The 17,709-nt window shown below is 72.8% G+C and carries 13 protein-coding genes and 1 pseudogene; 4 read left to right on the top strand and 10 right to left on the bottom strand.

Features of this window, described 5'->3' with window-relative positions:
• Window positions 1-24: 24 nt before the first annotated feature.
• The 5 genes from ACN265_RS03055 to ACN265_RS03035 all read right to left on the bottom strand — a co-directional run bounded on the left by ACN265_RS03055 (window position 25) and on the right by ACN265_RS03035 (window position 6,741).
• Window positions 25-951 carry an ABC transporter permease gene (locus tag ACN265_RS03055; RefSeq protein WP_204924934.1) on the bottom strand — a complete coding sequence of 309 codons (927 nt, stop codon included), beginning with the start codon at window positions 949-951 and terminating at the stop codon, window positions 25-27.
• Between the two features lie 155 nt (window positions 952-1,106).
• A complete protein-coding gene (locus ACN265_RS03050; protein ID WP_421405956.1) occupies window positions 1,107-2,747 on the bottom strand; it encodes a peptide ABC transporter substrate-binding protein in 1,641 nt (546 codons plus the stop codon).
• Window positions 2,748-3,415: 668 nt separating this feature from the next.
• Entirely contained in the window at window positions 3,416-4,615 is a 1,200-nt protein-coding gene (locus ACN265_RS03045; RefSeq protein WP_421405954.1) for a thioester domain-containing protein, read from the bottom strand.
• 169 nt (window positions 4,616-4,784) lie between these two features.
• On the bottom strand, window positions 4,785-5,471 hold the full coding sequence (locus tag ACN265_RS03040; RefSeq protein WP_302746319.1) for a response regulator: 687 nt from the start codon (window positions 5,469-5,471) through the stop codon (window positions 4,785-4,787).
• A 1-nt stretch (window position 5,472) separates the two neighbouring features.
• The gene (locus ACN265_RS03035) at window positions 5,473-6,741 is read right to left on the bottom strand and encodes an ATP-binding protein (protein WP_204924931.1); all 1,269 of its coding nucleotides are present in this window, start codon (window positions 6,739-6,741) and stop codon (window positions 5,473-5,475) included.
• A 168-nt stretch (window positions 6,742-6,909) separates the two neighbouring features.
• Between ACN265_RS03035 and ACN265_RS03030 the strand changes: the two genes are divergently transcribed.
• From ACN265_RS03030 to ACN265_RS03020, 3 genes and pseudogenes are all read left to right on the top strand, one after another.
• The gene (locus tag ACN265_RS03030) at window positions 6,910-8,490 is read left to right on the top strand and encodes a PspC domain-containing protein (RefSeq protein WP_421405953.1); all 1,581 of its coding nucleotides are present in this window, start codon (window positions 6,910-6,912) and stop codon (window positions 8,488-8,490) included.
• A pseudogene (locus tag ACN265_RS03025) lies at window positions 8,487-8,732 on the top strand (hypothetical protein); the annotation flags it as partial. The gene ACN265_RS03030 and the pseudogene ACN265_RS03025, both read left to right, overlap by 4 nt.
• Before the next feature lie 442 nt (window positions 8,733-9,174).
• Window positions 9,175-10,422, top strand: coding sequence for a phosphatidylserine decarboxylase (locus ACN265_RS03020; RefSeq protein WP_421405951.1), 1,248 nt, complete (start codon window positions 9,175-9,177; stop codon window positions 10,420-10,422).
• Between the two features lie 64 nt (window positions 10,423-10,486).
• Here ACN265_RS03020 and ACN265_RS03015 read toward each other — a convergent pair whose 3' ends face one another.
• The 3 genes from ACN265_RS03015 to ACN265_RS03005 form a co-directional block, all read right to left on the bottom strand.
• Window positions 10,487-11,416, bottom strand: coding sequence for a CDP-alcohol phosphatidyltransferase family protein (locus ACN265_RS03015; protein ID WP_420117965.1), 930 nt, complete (start codon window positions 11,414-11,416; stop codon window positions 10,487-10,489).
• Between the two features lie 366 nt (window positions 11,417-11,782).
• The gene (locus ACN265_RS03010; RefSeq protein ID WP_421405950.1) at window positions 11,783-12,757 is read right to left on the bottom strand and encodes an NUDIX domain-containing protein; all 975 of its coding nucleotides are present in this window, start codon (window positions 12,755-12,757) and stop codon (window positions 11,783-11,785) included.
• 114 nt (window positions 12,758-12,871) lie between these two features.
• Window positions 12,872-13,822, bottom strand: a complete 951-nt coding sequence (locus ACN265_RS03005; RefSeq protein WP_088645791.1) for an NUDIX hydrolase — start codon at window positions 13,820-13,822, stop codon at window positions 12,872-12,874.
• A gap of 144 nt (window positions 13,823-13,966) precedes the next feature.
• Here ACN265_RS03005 and ACN265_RS03000 point away from each other — a divergent pair, with 144 nt between their 5' ends.
• Entirely contained in the window at window positions 13,967-14,362 is a 396-nt protein-coding gene (locus tag ACN265_RS03000) for a PspC domain-containing protein (RefSeq protein WP_421405949.1), read from the top strand.
• A 7-nt stretch (window positions 14,363-14,369) separates the two neighbouring features.
• Here ACN265_RS03000 and guaA read toward each other — a convergent pair whose 3' ends face one another.
• Window positions 14,370-15,926: a glutamine-hydrolyzing GMP synthase gene (gene guaA / locus ACN265_RS02995; RefSeq protein WP_421405947.1), complete on the bottom strand. Its 1,557-nt coding sequence runs from the start codon at window positions 15,924-15,926 to the stop codon at window positions 14,370-14,372.
• 78 nt (window positions 15,927-16,004) lie between these two features.
• A complete protein-coding gene (locus tag ACN265_RS02990; RefSeq protein ID WP_421405946.1) occupies window positions 16,005-17,705 on the bottom strand; it encodes an FAD-dependent oxidoreductase in 1,701 nt (566 codons plus the stop codon).
• Window positions 17,706-17,709: the final 4 nt, after the last annotated feature.

The raw sequence follows: 17,709 nt of genomic DNA, 5'->3' as shown, positions 1-17,709 counted from the left end.
ATGACGATTCGTTCGCTGCTGCGCTCACTCATAGCGGATCCTCGGGTCCAACGCGGCGTAGAGCAGGTCCACCAGCAGATTCATCACCAGGTAGACGAGCACCAGCACGACCACGATGGAGACAACCGTAGCGCTCTCCTTGGTGACGATCGCCCGCAGCACGGTGCGGCCGATGCCGTTGATGCCGAAGATGCCCTCGGTGATGATCGCGCCACCCATCAGCGCGCCGAGGTCGGTGCCGAGCAGGGTCACCACCGGGATCAGCGAGTTGCGCAGCAGGTGGATACCGACCACTCGGCGCATCGGCAGCCCCTTGGCGATCGCGGTACGCACGTAGTCGGCGCGGCGGTTCTCCGCGATGCTGGTGCGTGACACCCGGGCGATGTACGCCATCGACGCGCTGCCCAGCACGAAGCCCGGTAGGAGCAGTTCGGTGATCCGCATCTCGTTGGAGACGGTCGGCTTGACGATGCCCAGCTTCACGCCGAAGAACCACTGGAGCACGAAGCCGACCACGAAGACCGGCAGCGCGATCAGGAAGAGCGTGGAGACCAGGACCAGGTTGTCCAGGAAGCCGTTGCGGCGCAGGCCGGTGAGCACACCGGCGGTGAGACCGATGACACCCTCGATGGCCAGGGCCACCAGGGCCAGCTTGAGGGTGTTCGGGTACGCGGTGGCGATGATCTCGCCGACGTCGCGCCCCGACCAGGTGGTCCCGAAGTCGCCTTGCAGGAGGTTCTTCATGTAGGTGGCGTACTGCACGAACCAGGGCTGATCCAGCTGGAACTTCTCGGTCATCATGGCCCGGTAGTTGTCCGGGCAGCCACGGTCACCGCACTTGCCGGCGAACGGGTCCCCGGGGACCTTCCACACCAGCAGGTAGATCATCAGCGTCGTCCCGATGAACACCGGGACGAGTTGGAGCAGCCGTCTCACCAGATAACGGCCCATGGGGTGGTCCTCCTGACAAGGGGTGTGCCGGGGGCGGGGGTGCGGCCGACACGGGTGGCGACAACGTGGCGAGGGGTGGGGTGCACCCACTCGCGGAACGGCCCCGGGTCGGGCTCACCGGTAGGCGAGCCCGACCCGGGGTCAGACCGTTCGGATCAGAGCTCGACGGAGGTGATGTCGAGCTCGCCGACGTTGGTCAGCTCCATCTTCTTGATCTTCTCGGAGTGACCGGACTGCTGGCCACCGAAGTAGATCGGCATCGACGGAACGTCCTGGTCGATCTTCTCGACCGCCTTGGCGAACAGCTCGTGCGAGGCCTCCAGGCTCGGGGCGGAGCTGGCCTGCTTGGACAGGGCGTCCACCTCGGGGTTGCTGTAGAGACCGTCGTTGGAGGAGCCACCGGTCACGTAGAGCGGGTTGATCCAGTTCTCGACGTCCGGGTAGTCCTGCTGCCAGCCGGCACGGTAGGCGCCGTCCATCTTGTGGGCGTTGATGTTCTGCCGGAAGACCGCGAAGGTCGGCACACCGACGGCGACCGCGTCGATACCCAGGGTGTTCTTGATCTGCCCGGCGACGGCCTCCATCCAGTCCTTGTGGCTGGCGTCGGCGTTGTAGTACATCTTCAGCTGCCCGGTGAAGCCACCGGCCTCGGTCAGGAGCTGCTTGGCCTCGTCCGGCTTGAACTGGCAGGCGGTGCAGTTACCCGCCTTGGCACCCGGGGTCAGCGGGTTGGCCCAGCTGTCGGCCGGCTTGCGGTTACCGAAGAAGATCTTGTCGGTGATCTCCTGCCGGTTGATCGACAGCGAGATCGCCTTGCGCAGCTTCGGGTTCTGGAAGCGCTTGTCGTAGATCGGGAACGCGATGATGCCGGTGGACGGCGTGGTCGACGGGATCGCCCGGTCGGCCAGGTCGGCCTTCCACTTGTCGCCGGCCAGCGAGGAGACCGGAACCTGCTGCTGGAAGTCCAGGTTGTTGGAGACCAGGTCGTTGTAGGCCGCCGTGTCGTCCTGGTAGATCTTGACGGTGACGTCCTTGATCTTCATCTTGTCGCGCAGGTTGTAGTCGTCGAACCGCGTCAGCTTGATCGCGACGTTGTTCTCCCACGAGACGAAGCTGACCGGGCCGTTACCGATCGGCTTCTTGCCGAAAGCCTCGGCGCCCTGCGAGAAGAAGGCGTCCGGCAGCGGCATGAAGGTGCTGTAGCCGAGCTTGGTCGGGAACACGGCGGTCGGCGCGGCGAGCGTGACCTCGAAGTTCCAGTCGTCGACGACCTTGAGGCCGGACATCTCCTTGGCCTTGGGCTCGGGGGCCTTCTTCGGGCCGTCGCCGTCCGGGTCGGAGGTGTTGACGTCGGCGAAGCCGGCGATGTCGGCGAAGAAGCTGGCGTTCTGCGCGCCGTTCGGCGAGTATGCGCCCCAGTTCCAGGCGTCCACGAAGTTCTTGGCCTTGACGGGGGTGCCGTCGTGGAACTTCGTGTTCTGCTTGATCTTGATCTTGTAGACCTTGGAGTCGCTGGTCTCGATCGACTCGGCCAGCGCGTTCTGCGGCGCGCCACCGTTGTTCGGGTACTCGACCAGGCCGGTCCAGAGCCAGTCGATGATCTTGCCGCCACCGGTCTCGGTGGTGTTCGCCGGAACCAGGGGGTTCTCCGGCTCGGTGCCGTCGACGACGATGGCACCGTCCGAGCTGCTGGCGCTGCCGCCTTCGTCGTCGTTGCCGCTGGAGCAGCCGGACGCGATGAGCGCGAACGCCGCACCCACCGCGATGGCGCCGCTCGCCCGCTTCGAGACTCTCATTCCGAGGGGCCTCCTCTTTCTAACCTGGTTCCGTCGTGGGTTTCACGCACGTTGGGGGGTGACACCGCACGGCGATCCTGTGTTGCGGATCACCGGTTACCGCAGAGAAATCGGGACACCCCAGGGGGACCGATCCGCCGGGCCACCGCACTCCCGCACTCGGCCCCCGGGCAGGCTCGACGACCACGATCCGCGCCATGGGCAGCGGTTACGTGGTCGACCGGGACACACGGGTGCCTCACGTCAGGGGTGAGGTGCTGCCACTGTGACACCCACCGGCCCATTACGTGAAGGTGCCGTTATCAAGCCGTTAGTTGCCCGCCATGTTGCCGATACTTGAGAAAAGATCATGAGATGCCCTGGTCGTACCGCTCTGAGCAGGAAAGACAGCAACTTCGCTCCACCAGCTAGTGACCGGCGAGTAGCAAGTGTGAGCTTTCCCGCCGCCCGGTCGAGGCGGTTCGACGTCGACCGAGAGTTGGCCGATTTCGACCATCCGGATGATGGTGACTTCCGCCGGGCGGAGCCAAGTCCCGCCCGGCCGGCCGACGATACCGGTTCGCCGGTCCGTGCCCGCCGTCGACGGTGTCCCCACCACCGGTGGGGCCGGTGGGCCGGCGGAGACGGGCCGGCACCGTTGCGGTGCCGGGGCCGGAGAAACCCGTACCTCAGACGGTGAAGCGGACCCGGCGGCGACGGACCAGCAGCACGGCCACCGCGCCGAACGCGAGCAGCGCCATCCCGGCCAGGGCGGCCAGCGCGATCGGCGACCCGGTCAGCGGCAGGCCACCGCCGTTGCTGGCCGGCGAGGTCGACGGCGCCGGACTGGCCGGCGGCGACGAGGACTCCGCCGGGGCCGACGACGACGGGGACGCCGTCGAGGGTGACGGCGACGGCGACGGCGGCCCGGACGGCGAGGCCGACGGCGACGGCGACGGCGAGGCCGGAGCGGCGGCGAAGGTCGCCGCCGCGTCGGCGGTGACCGAGGTGCCGGTGCTGCCACCCAGGATCAGCTTCTGCTTGGCGTTCTTGCCGCCGGAGAAGAGGAAGACCCGCCCGAAGGAGACCGAGTCCGGGGCGGAGACCGTCACGGTGACCCGGCCGGCGGTGGTGGCGGTCAGCCAGAACCGGCCGCCGTTGGTGGTCGTGCCGACCGGACGCCCCTCGGCGTCGACGGCGCTGCCGCCCTCGACCTTCAGCGCGATCTCCCCGGCCGGCCCGTGCACGGTGAACGGCCCCGCCCGCCCGCCGGTGGTCGCGGTGGCCGAGGCCGGGTCCAGGCTCAGCTCGGCCTTCGGCTCCGGCTGGTCGGTGGCGTTACGCACCAGGTAGTCGTGCACCCGGCGGATCACGTCGTACTCGGCGGCGGCGGTCAGCCCCCGCTCCCAGTCGCCCAGGGTGATGCCGTCGCTGAAGTGCCAGACGGCCGTCTGGGTGCCGAAGTAGAGCAGCGCGTCGCGCCGGGAGTCGGCCAGCCCGGCGGGCAGGCTCGCCCCGGCCGAGGCGAGCAGCTTCGCCCGGTCGGCGTTGGGGTAGCCGTGGGTGAGCACCCACTGCACCCGGCCGAGGTTCTTCACCTCCGACTCGTCCCAGCTGCCCTCGGCGTACTCGCCGTTGCGGGCCACCGGGGTGTGGAAGTCGATGCAGAAGACCGGCACGGTGCCGTCCTTCAGCTCCAGGGCCAGCGCCGAGGTCTTCTGCGCCCGACCGTCCAGCTTCAGCGTGACGCTGGTGCCCGGCACCGCCCGCGCCACGCCCTTCGTCGCCGGCTCGGCGGCGGCCGGACCGGCTGCGGCGAGCACCAGCGCCCCACCGGTGACGAGCGCCGTGGCGATACCCGCCCAGCGTCGTCCTCGTTCTCCGAACATCAGTTCCGTGCACCTCTCCCCAGGGGTCGGCCCGCTCCCGGCGGGCCGGTGTGCGTCGCCGCCGGGGCGGGGTCGTGACACCACCCGCACGCACGAAGACGACGGGGCATTATGCGACACGAATTGATCTCTTGTCAGCCCTGGGGTGATGCTCCCGGAATGGGAGGTGTCAGACGAGTCGTCGGTCCGCCGCCCAGCGGGACAACTCGTACCGGTTGGACATCTGGAGCTTGCGCAGTACGTTCGACACGTGCGTCTCGACCGTCTTGATCGAGATGAACAGCTCCTTGGCGATCTCCTTGTACGCGTACCCCCGGGCGAGCAGGCGCAGCACCTCGCGCTCGCGGTTGGTGAGCTGGTCCAGCTCGGGGTCCGCGACCGGGGCGTCCGGCCGGGCGGCGAAGGCGTCCAGCACGAACCCGGCCAGCCGGGGACTGAACACGGCGTCCCCGTCGGCCACCCGGCGGATCGCGTCGGTCAGCTCGTCCGGGGAGATGGTCTTGGTCACGTAGCCCCGGGCACCCGCCCGGATCAGCCCGATCACGTCCTCGGCGGCGTCGGACACGCTCAGCGCGAGGAACTTCACCTGCGGGTGGCTGCGGCGCATCGCGTCCAGCACCGCCCGTCCGCCGCCGTCGGGCATGTGGACGTCGAGCAGCACCACGTCCGGCCCGGTGGCGGCGATCCGGGCGACCGCCTCGGCCACCGTGCTCGCCTCCCCCACCACCTCGACGTGCGCCCCCAGTTCGGCCCGGACCCCGGCCCGGAACATGGCGTGGTCGTCGACCAGGAAGACCTTCAACCGTTGCGCCCGGTCCGGCGTGCCCGTCCCCGGTTCCATCGACTGTTCCGCCATCTCAGTTGTCCCTTTCCGCCGTGGAGCCGGTGCCGGTGATCGGCAGCATCAACCGGACCTCCGTCCCCTCCCCGGGCTCGGAACGGATCTCCGCCCGGCCACCGTGCCGTTTCATCCGCCCGATGATCGACCCTCGGACCCCGTGCCGGTGATCCTCCACGGTATCCGGGTCGAAGCCCTTGCCCCGGTCCCGGACGAAGACGCTCACCTGCTCCGGCTCGACCTCGGCATAGAGCGACACCGTCTGCACCCCGGCATGCCGGGCCGCGTTGACCAACGCCTCCCGGGCCGCCGCCACCAGCGCGCCCACCCGTTCGTCGGTCTCCCGGTCGCCCACCACCACCGCCTCGACGGTGATCGCGAAGGTGTCCTCCACCTCGGCGGCGGCCTGCTCCAGCGCCGCCGCGAACCGCTCGGTGGGCGAGGCGGTCGGCTTGTAGAGCCAGTTGCGCAACGACCGCTCCTGGCCCCGGGCGAGGCGCTGCACCGTCTTGACGTCGCTGGCGTTGCGCTGGATCAGGGCGAGGGTGTGCAGCACCTGGTCGTGCACCATGGCGGCCAGTTCGGCACGCTCCTGCTCGCGGATGCGCCCCTCCCGTTCCGAGCGGAGCTGGTTCCACGTCCGCCAGAGCACCGGCGCGGCGACCACCCCGACGCCGACCAGCCCGACCAGCGCGAAGATCACGCCGTTGACCACCGCGTCGAGGTTCTGCACCGGCGAGTAGACCGCCGCCACCCCGATGATGCCGACGGCGACCAGCACCGCGCCACCGGCGAAACGGAGCACGAGGGCCCGCCGGTCGGTCTCCTCCACCACCGCGCCGAGCCACGGCACCGGCATCGATCCGCTCCACTGCCGACGACGTTCCGGCGCGGACTGGTGCCAGATCACCCCGGCGCCGACCGCGATGATCGCCACCAGCCAGCCGGCGGTGCCCGCCGCGCCGACCGAGTCGAAGAGCATCACCTGGACCAGCAGCACACCGAGGCCGATCGCCACGAACGGCAGCAACTGCCCGGGGTCGCGGCGGGGCGGCGTGGCGGTGTCGCCGGGCCGCAGCGGCACCACCGCCCAGAACGCCGCGTACAGCAGCAGGCCCAGGCCACTGAGCCCGAGCAGCACCATGAACGCGACGCGGACCCGCAGCACCGAGATGCCGAGGTGGTCGGCGATGCCGGCGGCCACCCCGGCGGCCAACCGGTGCTCGGGCGCCCGGTAGAGGCGGGGTGGCGGCGGGGTCACGACGCTGATCGGAGGCTCCCTGGTCACGATGGGTGGTGGACGGACACCTGGCGGTACGGTGCCGCTCCGATCGTCACACGCCCGGGACGCCGCCGACCACGGGGACGCCCCCGACATCCGCCCGTCGGGATCTCAGGGTGGGGTCAGGGTCGGTTCCGGAGGTAACCCGGCCCGACGACGGCGCAGGATCGAGTCATGACCGAGGACCCCGCCCCGCCGCCGTACCCTCCGGTGGCCGCACCGGGTGGTACGCCACCGCCCGGTCCCGCCGCCGGGCCGCACCCCACGGCGCCCGCGTCGCCCACGGGGGGCGACGACGCGCCACCGCCGCCCGGTGGCTACCCCCCGCCGTCCGGCGGGGCCAGCTTCACCTCCCGGTACGGCCTGATCCGGCCCCGCGACGGCCGCTACCTCGCCGGGGTCTGCGCGGCGATCGGCCGGGCCACCAACACCGACCCGGTGCTGTGGCGGGTACTGCTCGCCGTGCTCGGGTTCTTCGGCGGGGTCGGCATCCTGGTCTACGTGGCCGCCTGGTTGATCATCCCGGGCGAGGGCGACAGCGCCTCCCCGCTGGAGTCGATGCTCGGGCGGGGCCGGTCGAGCATGTCCCCGATCACCGTGATCGTGCTGACCATCCTGGTCGCGGTCAGCTTCGGCTACATCGTCACCGACGCGTTCCGGGCGGTGCTGCTGGGCGCGGCGATCCTGATCGGCGGCGCGCTGCTGCTCAACCGGGACGGCCGGTCCGGCTTCGCCGCCGCCGCTCCGGCCCCGGCACCGGCCGGGCCGCCCGGACCGGTGCCCCCGGTCGGTTACCCGGCGCCCGCGCCGTTCACCCCGCCCGCACCCGCCGTGCCGTTCCCGGCCGGCGCCCCGGCGGCCCCCCGGACCGGCGGGGCGGTGGGCTGGCCCGCACAGGGCCCGACCGCCGCGCTGCCGCCCTGGCCGCCGGCCCGGCCGATGGAGATCACCGGGACCCGGGCGGAAGCGCCGGGCTGGCCGCCCCGCCCACCGGCGCCCGGTCGACCGGCCGCCGCACCGGTCGTGGTCCCGCCGTCACCCGGTACGGGCTACCGGCCACCGTTCGCCCCGCACGGCCCGTACGCCCAGGCGGGCCCGCCACCGCCCCCGCCCGCGCCCCGGGTCAAACCGCCGAAGAAGCCGAAGGAACGCTCGGCGCTGGGTGCCGCGACCTTCTCGCTGATCTTCCTGGTCCTCGGCGTGGTGGCCATCCTGGACCTGCTGGACGTCTTCCCGATCGGCGCGGCCGGCTACTTCGCGGCGGTGCTCGCCACCATCGGGCTCGGCCTGCTGGTGGGCACCTGGTTCGGGCGGGCCCGCTGGCTGATCGCCCTCGGTCTGGTCGCCGCCGCCGCGCTCGCCGTCGCCACCGTCGCCGAGTCCTACGACCGGGTCCGGGGCGTCGACGGAGCGGTCACCTGGGCACCGACCAGCTACCGGGAGTTGGCCGACCGCTACGAGAACAGCTTCGGCGACACCACCCTGGACCTGCGGGCGGTGGACTTCGACAAGCAGGACACCGACATCACCGTGGTGGTCAACTTCGGGGCGGCCACCATCGTGGTCCCGCCGAATGTGGACGTCACCGTGGTGACCAACGTCAAGGCCGGGGAGGCGACCGTGTTCGGGCGACGTAGCGCCGGATTCGAGGGACAGGCACGGCAGATCACCGACCTGGGCCCGGACGGGGCCGGCGGCGGCACGCTGCGGCTCACCGTCCAGGTCAACGCCGGCAACCTGGAGGTGTCCCGGTGAAGGCCCACCGCACCGACCTGGTGTCGTTCGTCTTCGGGCTGCTCTTCGTCGGCCTCGCCCTCTGGTGGCTGCTGGCCCAGATCCTCGGGTTGGCCCTGCCGGCGGTGGGCTGGTTCCTGGCCGGCGCTCTGGTACTGATCGGGCTGCTCGGCCTGGTCGGCGCGGTGCGGTCGGCGCGGACCACCGACGCCGTACCGCCGGCCGCCGGCAGCGGCGCGGCCCCCACGCCGGACCCGGCCGACCCGGCGGGTCGGCCGGTGAGCGGCCCGGCGGGCAGCCCGCCGGACGGTCCCGGGGGTGGGTCCGACGACCGGGCCGGCTGGCGGGACACCGCCGAACTGCGCCTCGGTGACGCGGCGGACGAGCCGGGACGGCCGGGCGCGGTGGACCGTCGACCCGGGCAGGACGAGCCGGCCCGGGTCGGCGACGGGGACACCCGCCGGTGGCCGGCCGACGACCCGGTCACCGGTCCGCCCGGCACCTGACCACGGACACCGGGCTGACCGCGCCGGTGCGGGCGGCCAGTGCCGGCTCGTATGCTGGCCGGGGAGATCCCGCCTCCGTCGGGCGAGCCCCGCCGGTGGCCGCGCCAGGCGGCCCGGCACCGGCCCGGGTGCGCCTCGTCCGGGCACCCGAGGCGGTCCCGCCGCGACGTCCGTCTACCCCGTCAGGAGCCCGCCCGACATGACCCAGTCCCCCGCCGTGCGCCCCTCCGGTCCGTTCGGTCCGGTCCGCATCGGCGAGCGTGCCGCCCGTACCCTCGTCGCCGAACTCGCCCGACGCAACGACCCGAAGGCAGCCCTCCTGGTGGGTGCGGCCCCCGGGGCCGCGGTCCTCGCCGCGGCGATCGACGCGCTGCTGCCGGGCGACACGCTGACCGTCGTGCCGGACCCGACGACCGACGCCGCCACGCTGCGCGACCACGTGACGGCCCAGGGCCGCTGGGTCGCCGACCGGGTACGGGTGGTCGACTCCCTGGCCGAGGCGGACGCCGCCGAGCTGGTCATCGCCGCCGAGCCGTTCACCGGCACCGGTGAGCACACCCGCGACGCCGTCGACGGCCTCACCAAGTACCTGACCGACGGCGCGGTGCTCAGCGTCGCCGCGCCGGTGTTCCGCACCGAGGGGGCCGCCGCCGAGCTGGACCGGCAGGGCGTCCTGCACGGTGTGCGTTCCGACCTGGTGGTCCGCAACTCCCCGCCGGTACGGGTGCACCACCTGCGGTTCACCCCGGCCGGTGCCGCGTCGGCCGCCCGGCTCGCCCCGGCGTACCGGCCGTCGAGCGTGCCGCTGACCCGGGGCATGCACATCGACTCGAACGGGGTCGCCGCGGCCGGTATCGCGCTCGGCCTGGCCGCCGTCGCCCGGGTCGCCCGGCCGAAGTCGAAGCTGTGGCTGGTGCCGGCGCTGGCCGCCGCCCCGGTGGCCGCGTTCTTCCGGGACCCGCAGCGGGACGTGCCGGAGGACCCGGCCGCGGTGGTCGCCGCCGCCGACGGTCAGGTGCTGTCGGTGCAACGGCTGCACGACGAGCGGTTCGGCGACGGCGAGTGGCTGCGGATCGCGGTCTTCCTGTCGGTGCTGGACGTGCACGTCAACCGTTCGCCGGTGGCCGGCAAGGTGGTCGACTACTTCGTCGCCGACGGCGGCTTCGTCAACGCGATGAAGCCGGATGCGGAGCACAACGTCGCCGCCTACACGGTGCTGGACACCGCACACGGCACGGTGGTGGTGGCGCAGCGGACCGGGTTGATCGCCCGGCGGATCGTGCAGCGGGCTCCGGTGGGGGCGCTGCTGGCCCGGGGGGAGCGGTTCGGGCTGATCCGCTTCGGCTCCCGTACCGACGTCTACCTGCCGGCCGACGCCGCCACGCCGCTGGTCGGCCCCGGCGACAAGGTGGTAGGCGGTTCCTCGGTCATCGCCCGCTGGAGCTGAGCCGACGACTACGCGAACAGGGGCGCCGCGATCGCGGCGCCCCTGTCGTGCAACTGCGGACGGGTCAGGCGGTACGGCGCTGGTGCAGCCAGAGCAGCGGCCCGCTGACCAGGTAGCCCACCACCACGAGGGCGAAGGTGAGCCGGATGTCGACGAGTGCGCCGACGGCCGGGGCCAGCCACAGCCACGGCGGAAGCTTGACCAGCCGGGCCAGCTTGGCGTACGGGAAGCTGGAGACCATCGTGAAGGCGAGCAACGCCACCCCGCCGATCTGCACGACGGCCGGCAGCGGCAGTTCGATGGCCACGCCGAGCGCGAGCACGGCCGCCGCCATCGTGGTGGGTACGCCGCAGAAGAACCGGCCGTCCTTGGGTGAGACGTTGAACCGGGCGAGCCTGATCGCGGCGCACGACGCGACCAGTGCTGCGGCGACCGCCGCGGCGGCGGTGGGGGCCGATCCGGCCAGCGAGGCGTAGACCACCACCGGGGCGGCCAGGCCGAAGGAGCACATGTCGGCCAGCGAGTCCATCTGGGCGCCGAACGGGCTGGCCACGCCGAACTTCCGGGCGAGCGCGCCGTCGAGGCCGTCGAACGCGACGCAGGCGATCAGCAGCAGGGCCGCGATGCGGGGCTGGCCGTTCATGGCGACGAAGATGGCGTTGATGCCGAGCACCAGGCTCGCCAGGGTGCAGGCGTTGACCAGCGCGAACTTCATCCGCCGGGCGGGTGTACGCGCGCCGGGGAGCAGCGGGATCGCCATCGCGGGCGACTCGTCGACTCCGGTGGTGGGGCCCAGGACCGGGCTGACCGGGGCGACCGCCTCGATCTCGGCGCGGTCGAGGGTGATACCGCGACGGTCGAAGCCGTAGCGGCGACGCTGGCGGTCGACGCGGTGCTCGGGAAGGACCAGATCGGTGCCGTTGAGCTGGTCACCGTCCCGGCGACCCACCCGGACCAGCAGTACCTGGCGGGCGAATGTGCTGCTGCGGCGCAACCGGCCCGCCCAGCGACGCCCTGCGGGGCGCGGACTGTCAGTCGTACGACGCCGGCGCCATGGGGCTCTCGGCACGTTTCCTCCATCACCGGATTGGCTGGCCGCCCGTGCGGGCGGGTGTCCGGCTGTCTCGTGCCGGACCGCTCTTGGCCCGGCAGCCGTTAAGCGGAGTACACCATTGCACAGCGGCGTGGTGGTTGGCGATAGCTGCCGGCGGTACTTATAACCTCGTTAACCGCGCAAACCGCTGCCTTGTTCCCATCTCGGACTTCTGGGTCCGTTTTTCGGGCTTCATCGCCCGTTTTCTTCGCCAACCGCAGGGCCGACTTTACCGGAGCACCACCAGGTCGGCTCGGCGAGCGTCCGTCAGCCGACCGGCCACCGGGTCGCCAGAACCGCGACATCCGTCATCTCCAAGCCGCTGAGCTGGGAATACGTAAACCAGGCAGCGCCAGCCGTCGATCCACCGGCCTGTTCGGTCACCACCGGCTCGGTCGGCTCATCGACAAGCACGCGGTAGATCACCCGCACGCCGTGCCAGTCCAGCGGACGCCCTTCGGGGCCCATCGCGCCCGGATTGTGGAGATTGTCGGCCAGAATCAGCCGGTCCACCCGACCAGACTGACCCGATTCCTCCACCAGTTCCCGTAACAGCCCGTCGACCGGTTGCTCACCGTGATCGGTCCCCCCGCCGGGCAGGTGCCAGAGTCCGGCACCCGGATAGCCGGGCGCGATCATGGTGAGCAGCACCCGCCCGCCGGGATCGGTGACCAGCCCGTACGCGGCGAACCGCTGCCGCCGGTCGGCCGACTCCACCGCCACCGGCTCGACCGGCACGCCGGGGGGCGGGCCGGCGGGAGGCGGCGGGACGGGCAGGCCGAGCAGGTCGGCGGTGAACGGCACCAGCGGCAGCGTCGCCGCCTCCTGCGGGGTGCACCAGGCCAGCTCACCGGGGCCGTCACCGCCGCCGGCCACCGCCGGCGGCGCTCCCTCGGCCACCGGCCGGTCACCGGGGATCGTGACGTCGAACACCAACCGGTCGGTGTGCACCGGCCCGGCGGGATCCGCCGGGTCCGCAGCGGTCAGATCGGCCACGGCGGCGCGTATCCCGGCGACCGCGACGGCCAGCCCGGACTGCCCGGCGCACTCGCGGACCACGGTGTCGGCCGGATGCTCCGCGTGCCGCACGGCGCCCCCGGGCAGCCGCCAGAACCCCACCGCCGGATCGGACGCCGGGTCGCCGGTGCTGTCGCCGGCGGCGCGCCGCCCGCGTACCAGCAGCACCCGGCCGGCCTCGTCCGTACACCAGCCGTGCGCCGCGATCCGTCGTCGCTCCTGCACGTCGCCCTCCCCGATCCGCCGTCGATCATGAGGCTAGCGGTCGTCCGGGCAGGGCGGGTGCCGTCGTGCCGGGCCGCCGGTGGGCGCACCGACGCCGCCGGCGGGCGGGGCAGGTCAGGCGGTGAGCCGGGCGGCCTGGACCGCCTCGGCGGTGACCTCGGTGAGCCGGTCGGTGGGCAGGGCGCCCAACTCGTCCCGGGCGAACCAGCGGGCCTCGCAGGTCGAGCCGCCCACGTCGGTGACGGTCGGCGGGGCGGGCTGGTCGACCATCACCCGGTAGAAGGCCCGCACGCCGTGCCAGTCGATCGGGTAGCCCTCGGGGCCGAGCGAGGCGGCGTCGCGGTGGCTGGCCACCCCGAGCAGCTCGACCAGCCGGCCGGTCTGCCCGGTCTCCTCGACCAGTTCCCGGATCAGCGCCGCACCCGGCTGCTCGCCGTAGTCGGTGCCGCCGCCGGGCAGGTGCCAGCAGCCCGCACCCGGGTAGCCGTCGGAGACCCGGGTCAGCAGCACCCGACCCTCCGGGTCGGTGGCCACCGCGTACGCGGCGAAGCGCTGCGCCCGGTGCAGCCCGTCCGGGCCGGGCACGGCGTAGAACGAGGGGAACTCGGGGGCCTCGTCGGGGACCACGTCGGCCGAGGACGCCGGCAGCCCGAGCGCGCGGGCGGTGAAGGCCCGCAGCGGCAGCTCCCGTGCCTCGTCGAGGGTGTACCAGCGGGCCAGGTCGGTGGAGCGGTCCACCCGGTCGGTGAGGGTGCCGCCGCGTACCGACACCTGGTAGATCAGGCGGTCGGTGTGAATGGTGATGCCCCGCTCGGGCAGGGCGCGCATGTCGGCCAGGACGTCCGCCAGGCCGGCGACGGCGACCGAGAGGCCCGTCTCGGCGGCGGTCTCCCGGACGACGGTGTGGTTCGGGTCCTCGCCGTGGTCGACCGCCCCACCGGGCAGGGACCATACGCCGGGGGTGCCGGAGCGCTCCGATGCGCGGACCAGCAACACTCGGCCGACTGAATCTGCACAGACTGCATATGCCGCGATCCTGCGGAGCGGCTCCAGCAAGGTGGTCACGGAGCCAAATTCTCCCCGGGTCGCGTTACCGACGCGGAAAAGAGTCGGATTCCTGACTCAGGGCTGGCCACTCAGGGATCGATCAGGGTAGGACTCCGGGCGGTCACCGAGGTCGACGGGGCGGCCGGCGCGGACCGTGGAGACATGACCTCGACGAGCACCCCCCACGCCCCGTACAAACAACTCCGCAGGCCGACCACCGACCGCATGGTGGCCGGCGTCGCCAGCGGCATCGGCCGCTACTTCGCCGTCGACCCCACCCTGGTCCGGGTGCTGTTCGCGGTGGCGACCCTGCTCACCGGCGGTGTCGCCGCCCTGGCGTACCCGATCATGTGGTTCCTGATGCCCGAGGAGCCGGCCGGCGCGCCGGCCTGGCCACACCCGGCGGACCCGACGGCGCAGCCGCAGCCGACCTGGCCGACGCCGGCGGAGCAGGCCACCTGGCCGCAGCCGGGCGGGCCGGCGACCTGGCCGCAGCCGGGCGGGCCGGCGACCGGAGGGCAGCCTCAGCCGCCGGCGACCCCGCCGACGGCCGGCTGAACCCCGCTCACTCCCACTCGATGGTGCCCGGCGGCTTGCTGGTCACGTCCAGGACCACCCGGTTGACCTCGGCGACCTCGTTGGTGATCCGGGTGGAGATCCGGGCCACCACCTCGTAGGGCAGCCGGGACCAGTCGGCGGTCATCGCGTCCTCGCTGGAGACCGGGCGCAGCACCACGGGATGCCCGTAGCTGCGCCCGTCACCCTGCACCCCGACGCTGCGCACGTCGGCCAGGAGCACCACCGGGAACTGCCAGACGCCCCGGTCGAGGCCGGCGGCCGTCAGCTCCTCCCGGGCGATCAGGTCGGCCTGGCGCAGCAGCGCCAACCGCTCCCGGTCGACCGCGCCGATGATCCGGATGGCCAGCCCCGGCCCCGGGAACGGGTGCCGCCAGACCATCGCCTCGGGCAGACCCAACTGGAGCCCGAGCGCCCGGACCTCGTCCTTGAACAGCGTGCGCAGCGGCTCGACCAGGGCGAACTTCAGATCCTCAGGCAGCCCGCCGACGTTGTGGTGGCTCTTGATGTTGGCGGTGCCGGTGCCGCCGCCGGACTCGACCACATCCGGGTAGAGGGTGCCCTGCACCAGGAACTCGACGTCGCCGTGGGCGGCGATCTCCCGGGCGGCGGCCTCGAAGACCCGGATGAACTCCCGGCCGATGATCTTCCGCTTCTGCTCCGGGTCGGTCACCCCGGCCAGCGCGCCGAGGAACCGGTCGGCCGCGTCGACCACCTTCAGCTTGATGCCGGTGGCCGCCACGTAGTCCTTCTCCACCTGCTCGGCCTCACCGGCGCGCAGCAGGCCGTGGTCGACGAAGACGCAGGTGAGCTGGTCCCCCACCGCCTTGTGGACCAGCGCGGCGGCGACCGCCGAGTCCACCCCGCCGGACAGGCCGCAGATGACCTCCTTGTCCCCGACCTGGGCCCGGATCCGGGCAACCTGCTCGTCGATGATGTTCTGCGGGGTCCAGGTGGGCTCGATGCCGGCGATGTCGTAGAGGAAACGGCGGAGCATCTCCTGCCCCTGCGCGGTGTGCCCCACCTCGGGGTGGAACTGCACACCGGCCCGACGGCCGGCCAGATCCTCGAAGGCGGCGACCGGGGCGCCGGCCGACTCGGCGGTCACCGTGAACCCGGCGGGGGCCTCGGTCACCGCGTCGCCGTGGCTCATCCAGACCGGCAGGTCCGCCGGCAGGTCCCGCAGCAGCACACCCGGGTCGAGCAGCCGGGGACGCAGCGGGGTGCCGCCGTACTCCCGGTTGCCGGTCCGGGCGACCGTGCCGCCGAGCGCCTGGGCCATCGCCTGGAAGCCGTAGCAGATGCCGAAGACGGGGACGCCCGCGTCGAACAGCCCGGCGTCGATCTGCGGGGCGTCGGGGGCGTAGACACTGGACGGGCCGCCGGACAGGATGATCGCGGCCGGGTCCTTCGCCAGCATCTCGGCGACCGGCATGGAGTGCGGGACGATCTCCGAATAGACCTTCGCCTCGCGCACCCGGCGCGCGATGAGCTGGGCGTACTGGGCTCCGAAGTCCACCACGAGGACGGGGCGAGGCGTGCTCATGTGGGCAAAGCCTACCGACAGTCACACCCGCCCCCGGCACGGGCCGCCCCCCGGCGCGCCGCGCCCGGTCAGCGCCGGTCAGCCGCGCAGCGCGCCGGGGGCGTCCGCCGGAACCGCCGGGTGCCGTGGACGCACCGCCGCCACCCGGGTGTACGCCGACCCGAGCGGCGGCCGGGGATCCGCCTCCCCCCGGTTCGGCCAGTACGACATCGCCCGCTCCGCCTGCGCGGTGATCGTCAGCGACGGGTTCACCCCGAGGTTCGCCGAGACCGCCGCCCCGTCGACCACGTGCAGCCCCGGGTGGCCGTACACCCGGTGCCAGGGGTCGACCACGCCGTCGGCCGGGGTGGCGCCGATCACCGCCCCGCCGAGCAGGTGCGCGGTCAGCGGGACGTCGAACGGTTCGGTGAGCGCCCCGCCCGGGGTGCCGCCGATCTCCTCGGCGAGCAGCCGGACCGCCTGGTTGCCGGCCGGAATCCAGGTCGGATGGGGTGCGCCGTGCCCGGGCCCGGACACCAGCCGCCGCCGGCCCAGCGGCCCCCGCTGCCAGCGGGTGGTCAGCGAGTTGTCAGTCGACTGCATCACCAGGGCGATCACCGTCCGCTCGGACCAGTGCCGCACCGAGAGCATCCGGGCGGCCAGCCGGGGGTGCCGCACGATCGCGCCCAGCCAGCGCCGCACCCGGTGCGGGCCGCCGTCGACGAGCAGCGACTGGAGCAGCCCCATCGCGTTCGCGCCCCGGCCGTAGCGGACCGGCTCGACGTGGGTCTGCGGGTCGGGATGGAACGAGCTGGTGATCGCCACCCCGTCGGTGAAGTCCAGCCCCCGCCGCCGGGCCTGCCGGCGGTCGACCGACGCGCCGAGGATCGCCTCCGAGTTGGTCCGGGTCAACGCGCCGAGGCGGTCCGACAGGTGGGGCAGCGCGCCGGTCTGCTTCATCGCGTGCAGCAGCCGCTGGGTGCCGAGCGCGCCGGCCGCGAAGACCACCTGGTCGGCGTGGAACACCTGGCGACGCCGCCGCAGCCAGGCACCGGTACGTACGGCCTGCACCAGGTAGCCGCCGCCGTCGGCCGGCCGTACGGCGGTGACCGTGGTCAGCGGGTGGACCCGCGCGCCGAGCCGTTCGGCAAGCCACAGGTAGTTCTTGACCAGGGTGTTCTTGGCGCCGTGCCGGCAGCCGGTCATGCACGACCCGCAGTGCGTACAGCCGGTGCGCTCCGGCCCCGCCCCGCCGAAGTACGGGTCCGCCACCCGCTGCCCGGGGCGGCCGAGGTGCACCCCCACCGGGGTCGGACCGAAGGTGTGCCCGACTCCCATCCGTTCGGCCACCGCCCGCATCGCCCGGTCCGCGCCGGTGTGCCGGGGGTACGGGGTGACCCCGAGCATCCGTCCGGCCTGGTCGTAGTGGCCGGCGAGTTCCGCCCGCCAGTCGGTGACGTCACGCCACTGCGGATCGGTGTAGAAGGCGTCCGGTGGCTGGTAGAGGGTGTTCGCGTAGACCAGGGAGCCACCGCCGACGCCGGCACCGGAGAGCACCAGCACCCCGCTCGCGGCACCCCGGGCGGCCGGGCGGAGCAGGGTGATCCGTTGCAGCCCGTAGCAGCCCAGGCGGGGGGCCCAGAGGAACCGGCGCAGCCGCCAGGAGGTCTGCGGGAACTCGTCGTCGGCGAACCGCCGGCCCGCCTCCAGCACACCGACGGTGTAGCCCTTCTCGGCCAGGCGCAGCGCGGTGACGCTGCCGCCGAAGCCGGAGCCGATGACGAGCACGTCGTACCGCATGACC

This window comes from Micromonospora sp. WMMD730 (genome assembly GCF_049178955.1).
Classification (GTDB): domain Bacteria; phylum Actinomycetota; class Actinomycetes; order Mycobacteriales; family Micromonosporaceae; genus Micromonospora; species Micromonospora wenchangensis.
The sequence above is the reverse complement of the archived record's forward strand: the minus strand, read 5'-3'. Positions and strand labels throughout refer to the sequence as shown.